This window comes from Enterovirga sp., from assembly GCF_035325185.1.
GTDB lineage: Bacteria > Pseudomonadota > Alphaproteobacteria > Rhizobiales > Beijerinckiaceae > Enterovirga.
In genome coordinates, this window is record NZ_DAOLAJ010000051.1 from 19,548 (window position 1) to 27,325 (window position 7,778).

Here is a 7,778-nt window from a genome sequence, read left to right on the forward strand (position 1 = left end):
GGCTCGGGTTGCGCCGCCGTTCAAGTCGCGTTCAACCATCGTGGCCGACAGACGACGAGTGGGCGAGCAGGAAAGCCTAGGTGAAGCAATGACGTCTGCGTCCAGCGCGCTCCGCCGTCAGGAGAGCGGCCGGCCCGAGCCGGCGATTCTCTACGGCGACGTCCGCCCCGATCTCCTGCGGGACGAGACTCTGTCGGAAATCTTCGCGGCGACCTGTCGCCTGCGCGGCGATCACCTCGCCATGGCTTTTGGCGACAGGCGCCTGAGCTATGCGGAGGTGGATCGTCTCTCGGACGCCATCGCGCGGGGCCTCCTGCGCCTCGGGATCGGGCCGGGATCGATGGTCGGCCTCTGGATGGAGCGCGGTCCCGATCTTCTCGTCTCGCAGATCGCGATCACGAAGACGGGCGCCGCCTGGCTGCCCTTCGATGCCGACGCGCCGGCCGACCGGGTCGCCGTGTGTCTCGAAGACGCGCAGGCCCTCGCCCTCCTGACGAGCCCCGCCAAATCGGCCCAGGCGCCGACCGGCGTGCCGATCCTCACCCCGGGCCAGCTCGTCGACGAGAGCGACGCGCAGGAGGTGCCGGCGAGGGCTCCCGGCCTCACCGGCGATCATCCGGCCTACCTGATCTATACCTCCGGCTCGACCGGCGTGCCGAAGGGCATCGTCATCAGCCAGCGCAACATCTGCCATTTCCTGCGCTCGGCCAACGACTTGTACGGGATCCGCTCCGACGACGTCGTCTTCCAGGGCGCCTCCGTCGCCTTCGACCTGTCGATGGAGGAGATCTGGATTCCGCTCAAGGTCGGCGCGACCCTGCTCGTCGCGACGCCCGCCATGATCGGCGACGTCGAGCGGCTGCCCGACCTCCTCGCCGAGGGCGGGGTGACGGTGCTCGACACCGTGCCGACCCTGCTCGCCATGATCGGGCGCGACGTGCCGAGCCTGCGCCTGATCCTGATGGGCGGCGAGGCCCTGCCGGCGCCCCTCGTCGCACGCTGGTCGAAGCCCGGCTGCCGGCTCCTCAACACCTACGGCCCGACCGAGGCGACGGTGGTCGCGACCGCCTGCGAGGCGCGTCCCGGCGCGGCCGTCACGATCGGCCGCCCCATCGCCAACTACACGGCCTATGTCGTCGCGGAGGACGGCCGCCTTCTCGGCCCCGGCGAGCAGGGCGAATTGTGGATCGGTGGCCCCGGCGTCGCCAAGGGCTATCTCAAGCGCCCGGAACTGACGGCCGAGAAATTCGTCGCCAATCCCTTCGGGGGCGACGGCCGCGACCCGATCCTCTACCGCTCGGGCGACGCCGTCAGCCTGACGGAAGACGGCGACCTCGCCTTCCACGGCCGCATCGACGACCAGGTCAAGATCCGCGGCTTCCGGGTGGAGCTGGGCGAGATCGAGACGCGCCTGTCGCATCTGGCCGGCATCAATCAGGCCGCCGTGGTGCTGCGCCAGGACGAGGGCCTCGACAGGCTCGTCGCCTTCATGGTGCCGGAGCGGGGCGCCGAGCCGAATCTTTCCGCGCTCAAGAGCGAGCTTCGCAAGGAGCTGCCGCCCTATATGGTGCCGGACCATTTCGAGCCCGTGGCCGTGCTGCCCCGGCTCAGTTCGGGCAAGGTCGACAGGAAGGCCTTGCGGGCCGTGCCGCTCGCCTTCGCGCAGGATTCGGGCGAGCAGGAGGAGCCGCAAACCGAGACGGAGGCCGTCCTGCTCGCGGCGGCCAAGCGCGCGCTGGGCCAGCAATCCCTCGCGCTCGAGGGGGATTTCTTCACCGAGCTTGGCGGCCATTCGTTGCTGGCGGCGCGATTCGTCTCCTTTGTCCGGGAGGAGCCGGCCCTCGCCTCGATCACGCTCCAGGATGTCTATCGCCTTCGCAACATCCGTGCGATCGCCGCCGATCTCGTCGTCCGCACCGGAGGCGTCGGCGGCGGCATGGTGGCGCAGGACCTTTCCTTCGAGCCGCCGCCGCTCCTGCGCCGCTTCCTGTGCGGCCTCGCCCAGGCCGTCGCGCTGCCCTTCATCATCGGGCTCGTGACGCTGCAATGGCTCGGCCTGTTCATCGCCTCGGTCTTCCTGATCCAGGGTGGCGAGATCGGCTTCTTCGCCGAGATGGCCTGGCTGCTCGTCCTCTACACGGTCATCAATATCGGCACGAAGATCCTCATCGTCGGGCTCAAATGGCTGGTCATCGGCCGCACGAAGCCGGGGCGCTATCCGCTTTGGGGCGTCTATTACTTCCGCGTCTGGTTCGTGCAGCGCATGCTCCAGGTCACGACGCTGAAGTTCCTCCAGGGCTCGCCGCTGATGCGCTTCTACCTCCGGCTCCTCGGGGCGAAGATCGGCCGCGATGCGGTCATCGCCGAATTCGAGGCCGGCGCGGTCGACCTCATCTCGATCGGGGACAACGCCTCGACCGGCCTCAAGAACCGCTTCTCGAATGTCGAGATCATCGGCAACGAGATGATCATCGGCAGGATCGAGATCGGACCCGATGTGCAGACGGGCAATTCCTGCGTCCTCGGGCGGGACACGGTGCTCGAGCGGGGCGTCGAGCTGTCCGACCTGACCTCGATTCCGGCCGATACCCGCGTCGGGGCCTTCGAGCACTGGGACGGCTCGCCCGCCCGCAAGATCCGCTCGATCGACCCGCAGAGCCTGGCGGAACTGCCTGAGACCACGCCTGTGCGCCGGCGCATCCAGGGGGTGGTGTATTTCGCCGCCTATATCGTGGTCCTGATGCTCGGCCTCGTGCCGATCTTCCCGGCCTTCTTCGTCCTCTACAATTTCGACAGCTGGTTCGGCGGCGGGGACAGCTACAACGTCCCCTGGTCGAGCCTGCCCTTCCTCGCCTGGCCGACGGCCTTCATCCTGCTCGTCGCTTCCATGGTCATCATCGTCGCCCTGCGCTGGATCGTCCTGCCGCGCGTGAGGCCCGGCACCTATTCGATCCATAGCTGGTTCTACATGCGCAAATGGACGATCGGCCTCGCGACCGAGGTGATGCTCGAGACGCTGAACTCGCTCTATGCCACGATCTACATGCGCTACTGGTACAGGCTGATGGGCGCGAAGATCGGCCGGGGCTCGGAGATCTCCGCCAATCTCGCCGGCCGCTACGATCTCGTCGATATCGGCGCCAACAACTTCCTCGGCGACGAGGTGATCTTCGGCGACGAGGAGGTCCGGCGCGGCTGGATGACCATGAAGAAGGTCAAGACCGGCGACCGCGTCTTCATCGGCAACGACGCCGTGGTGGCGCAGGGGGCCGACCTCGCCGACGACACGCTCCTCGGCGTGAAGTCGAAGCTGCCGGACAGCCTTGTCACGAAGCCGGGCGAGACCTGGTTCGGCACGCCTGCGATCTCGGTTCCGACCCGCCAGCGCGTGGACGTCTCCCTGGGCAAGACCTACCAGCCCTCGGCCGGCTTCTTCACGGCGCGGGCGATCTTCGAGGGCATCCACACCTCGATGCCGACGGCGGTCTTCATCACCTGCGGCTACATCACGGCGGACCTGCTCGCCCAGCCGCTCGATTCGGGAAACTTCGCGGCGGCGATCGCGGTCTTCCTCGCGAGCGGCATCGTCATCGCGCTCCTGATGGTGCTGCTGTCGGCGGCGGTGAAATGGCTTCTCATGGGCGCCTACAAGCCGATCATGAAGCCCATGTGGTCCTGGTGGGCCCTGCGGACAGAGGCGGTGGCCGTGCTCTATGGCGGCCTCGTCGGCAAGGCATCGCTGGAATTCATGCGCGGCACCCCGTTCCTGCCCTGGATCCTGCGGATCTACGGCGCGAAGATGGGCAAGGGCATCTGGATGGATTGCACCGACGTCACCGAGTTCGATTGCATCAAGATCGGCGATTTCTGCACCATCGCCGATCACGGCGTCCTCCAGACCCACCTCTACGAGGACCGGGTGATGAAGGTCGGCCGGATCGAACTCGGCCGGGGCGTCGTGGTCGGAGCCAACACGACGGTCCTCTACGACACCAAGGTCGGGGATTTCGCGCGCCTCCACAACCTGACCGTCGTCATGAGGGGCGAGAGCATTCCCGCCCATACCGAATGGTCGGGAGCGCCGGCCATGCCCTTCATCTCCCAGGCTGGAGAGCGGGCGGCGGCGTGATGCCGCCTGGACGGGATTTTGCAACAGGGCCTAGATGGCCTCGCGCAAGGATCGAAACGACGTGAGCACCTACCTTTCCCAGGGAATCGCAGCGGTCGCCGTCCTCGCCGCGGCCGTGTCGATGGCCTCGATCGGTCCTGCTTTCGCCGACGAGCCAAAACAGGTCGCCGCGCCCACGACGCCCGTGAAGCATCCCCTGCCGGGTCCCGCTGCCGCGCCGGGGAAGCCGGACGGCTCTGCTGACAGCGCCCTGCGCCGAGGCGCCCCGTCTCCCCAGCGGGCCGCCGACAAGGCCCATTGCCGCGAGCAGGCGGCGAAGCGGAAACTGTTCGGCCTCGGCCGGCACAAGTTCCTGCAACGCTGCCGCCGCGCCCGCCGCAAGGCGCTCGGCACCGCGCACTGACCCCGCGGCCGCGTTCGGGAGGGTTTCCCCTTTTTCGCGGCATGGCTTAAAGCGCGCGGACGATGTCGCATAACAGCTTCGGACACCTTTTCCGCGTCACGACCTTCGGCGAGAGCCACGGGCCGGCGCTCGGCTGCGTCGTCGATGGCTGCCCTCCCGGCATTCCGCTGGAGGAGGCCGAGATTCAGGCCGATCTCGACCGGCGGCGGCCGGGGCAATCCCGCTTCACGACCCAGAGGCGCGAGCCCGACGCGGTGCGCATCCTCTCCGGCACGTTCTGCGACGACCGCACGGGAGGGGCGCTGACCACCGGCACCCCGATCGCGCTCCTGATCGAGAATACTGACCAGCGGTCCAAGGATTATGCCGAGATCCGGGACCTCTACCGGCCGGGCCATGCCGACTACACCTATGACGTCAAATACGGCATCCGCGACTATCGGGGCGGCGGGCGCTACTCGGCCCGCGAGACGGCGGCGCGCGGCGCGGCCGGTGCGATCGCCCGCAAGATCCTCGCCGGCGTGACGATCCGGGGGGCCGTCGTCCAGATGGGACCGCATGCCATCGATCGTGCGCGATTCGATTGGGACGAGGTCCCGCGCAACCCGCTCTTCTGCCCGGATCCGGTCGCGGCCGGGGAATGGGCGGACTATCTCGACGGAATCCGCAAGGAGGGCTCCTCGGTCGGCGCCGTGGTCGAGATCGTGGCGGAGGGCGTGCCGGCGGGTCTCGGAGCCCCCGTCTACGGCAAGCTCGACGGCGATCTCGCGGCGGCGATGATGTCGATCAACGCCGTCAAGGGAGTGGAGATCGGAGACGGATTCGCCACGGCGGCTCTGCGCGGCGAGGAGAATGCCGACGAGATGCGGCCGGGAAACGACGGCCCCGTCTTCCTGTCGAACCATGCGGGGGGCATCCTGGGCGGCATTTCCAGCGGCCAGCCCGTGGTTTGTCGCTTCGCGGTCAAGCCGACCTCCTCCATCCTGACGCCCCGCCGCACCATCGACCGGCAGGGACGGGAGGCGGAGATCGTCACCAAGGGGCGCCACGATCCCTGCGTCGGCATCCGCGCCGTCCCGGTCGGAGAAGCCATGATGGCCTGCGTCCTCGCGGACCATCTCCTGCGCCACCGCGCGCAGGTCGGTCCGGCGGCCGCACGAATCCAGGAAGGTTGACCGGCATGTCCAGCATGCGCCTCGTCGTGATGGGAGCGGGCGGCCGCATGGGCCGCATGCTCGTCAGGGCCGTCGAGGGAGGAGAAAACGCCTCTCTCCATGCGGCGGTCGAGCGACCCGGATCGCCGTTCCTCGGGCAGGATCCCGGCCTGCTGGCCGGGGTGGCGGCGACGGGCGTTCGAATCACGGACGATATCGACGCGGCGCTCGAGGGCGCGGATGGCGTCCTCGATTTCACCGCGCCCGCGGCGACCCTCGACGTCGCGCGCCGCACCGGGGCGAGGGGGCTCGTCCACGTGATCGGCACGACGGGGCTTTCGGCGGCGCAGCTCGACGAGTTGCGCGCCCTCACCCGGGGCGCGCGGATCGTCCAGTCCGGGAATATGTCGCTCGGCGTCAATCTCCTCGCGAGCCTCGTGCGCCGGGCCGCCCGCGCGCTTGGCGCCGATTGGGATATCGAAATCCTCGAAATGCATCATCGCATGAAGGTCGACGCCCCCTCAGGAACGGCGCTTCTCCTCGGGCAGGCGGCGGCGGAGGGGCGGGAGATCGACCTCGCCGCGCGTTCGGTCCGCTCGCGGGACGGCCAGACCGGGGCCCGCCGCGCGGGCGATATCGGCTTTGCGGCGCTGCGGGGCGGGAGCGTCGTGGGCGAGCATTCGGTCATCTTCGCCACCGAGGGCGAGCGCATCGAGCTGTCGCACAAGGCAGAGGACCGGGGCCTCTTCGCCAACGGCGCTCTTCGCGCGGCTTTCTGGGTCCGGGATCGCGAGCCCGGCTACTACACGATGAGCGACGTGCTCGGATTGTCGGATTGAGAGGCGGGCCGGCGGGGGTGCCTCGACGCTACGTCGCGTCACATCTGCGCAGGCTTGACCGCAACGGCCAGTTGGGCCCCGATAGCCGGCGGATCATGAAACCTGTCCTTCTCAGCCTCCTGTCGCTCGTCGCGGCCTCCCTGGCCTGGGCCGCGCAGCCCGTCTTCCCTCCGGGCTCGCGCATCGGCCTCGTTCCTCCCGCGCATATGGCGCCTGCGCGGGGCCTCACCGGCTTCCGCAACGCCGAGACCGGCGCGGGCATCCTCCTCGTCGAGATGCCGCCCGACGCCTTCCCGAGCCTCGCGGCGAGCCTCACCGATCAGGCCCTGAAGGCCCAGGGCTTCGCGCTGAGGTCGCGGGACAAGGTCCCGGTCGGCTCGGGCACCGCCATCATGGTGACCGGCGAGCAGGTGGAAGGCGGCCGGCGCATGATCAAGTCGCTGCTCCTCGCCGCCGATTCGTCGATGACCGCGCTGGTGATGGGGCAGTTGCCGCCCGGATCGAAGCCGGAGGAGATCGCCGCCGTCGAGCAGGCGATGCGCACGGTCGCCTTCCGGCCGCCGCTCACGCTGGACGAGAAGATCGAGGCGCTGCCCTTCTCGATCGGCGACCGCGCCGGCTTCCGACCGGTCCGCACGATGGCGGGGAACTCGCTCCTTCTCACCGACGGGCCGAGCGACGTGGTCCAGGACGTCGCCCAACCGATCCTGATCGTCGCCGAATCCTTCGGACCGCCGCCCGTGGCGGCGCAGCGCGAGACCTTCGCCCGCGGGGGCCTCCTGTCCAACAGCTTCATCAAGGACGCGGTCCTGGAGCGCTCCCAGGGCTACCGGCAAGGGGGGGCCGAGTGGCACGAACTGGTCGCGAAGGCGAGGGATGTTCGCTCGGGCAAGGATGTCGTCGTGATGCAGACGATCCGCTTCGAGCCGGACAGCTATATCCGCAGGGTCGAAATCGTCCGCCCCGGGGAGGGGGACCCCGCCTTCCCCCGCCTGCGCCGGATCGTCGACAGCATCGCGCCCAAATAGGGCGCGATGCGTTCGACGCTTCCCTGTCATCCCCGGCGGCCCGAAGGGCCGGGAAGGGGATCCAGGGGCTCGCGGGCTCCTCTCAGGTTCCCTCGGACTCGCTCGCGGGCCCCGGCGTCGGCTTCGGGGCGCCCTTCGCGACGCCGACCATGGCTGGCCGCAGGACGCGGTCGCCGATCGCATATCCCTTCTGGACGACCTGGACGACGGTGCCGCCCGGCACTT

Annotated in this window: 6 protein-coding genes; 5 read left to right on the forward strand and 1 reads right to left on the reverse strand. The window is 69.0% G+C overall.

Annotated elements, in window-relative coordinates; translation table 11 throughout:
* Positions 1-88: 88 nt before the first annotated feature.
* The 5 genes from PKD06_RS11630 (at position 89) to PKD06_RS11650 (ending at position 7,553) form a co-directional block, all read left to right on the forward strand.
* On the forward strand, positions 89-4,129 hold the full coding sequence (locus tag PKD06_RS11630; protein ID WP_324380343.1) for a Pls/PosA family non-ribosomal peptide synthetase: 4,041 nt from the start codon (positions 89-91) through the stop codon (positions 4,127-4,129).
* 61 nt (positions 4,130-4,190) lie between these two features.
* Positions 4,191-4,532, forward strand: a complete 342-nt coding sequence (locus PKD06_RS11635) for a hypothetical protein (RefSeq protein WP_324380344.1) — start codon at positions 4,191-4,193, stop codon at positions 4,530-4,532.
* 62 nt (positions 4,533-4,594) lie between these two features.
* On the forward strand, positions 4,595-5,707 hold the full coding sequence (aroC, locus tag PKD06_RS11640) for a chorismate synthase (protein ID WP_324380345.1): 1,113 nt from the start codon (positions 4,595-4,597) through the stop codon (positions 5,705-5,707).
* Positions 5,708-5,721: 14 nt separating this feature from the next.
* Positions 5,722-6,525 (forward strand): 4-hydroxy-tetrahydrodipicolinate reductase, encoded by an 804-nt coding sequence (gene dapB, locus PKD06_RS11645; RefSeq protein WP_324380350.1) that lies wholly within the window; start codon positions 5,722-5,724, stop codon positions 6,523-6,525.
* Positions 6,526-6,620: 95 nt separating this feature from the next.
* The gene (locus PKD06_RS11650) at positions 6,621-7,553 is read left to right on the forward strand and encodes a hypothetical protein (protein ID WP_324380346.1); all 933 of its coding nucleotides are present in this window, start codon (positions 6,621-6,623) and stop codon (positions 7,551-7,553) included.
* Positions 7,554-7,635: 82 nt separating this feature from the next.
* Here the strand turns inward: PKD06_RS11650 and grpE are convergent.
* Positions 7,636-7,778: nucleotide exchange factor GrpE (gene grpE / locus PKD06_RS11655; RefSeq protein WP_324380351.1), on the reverse strand; the 143-nt coding region annotated here is incomplete at its 5' end.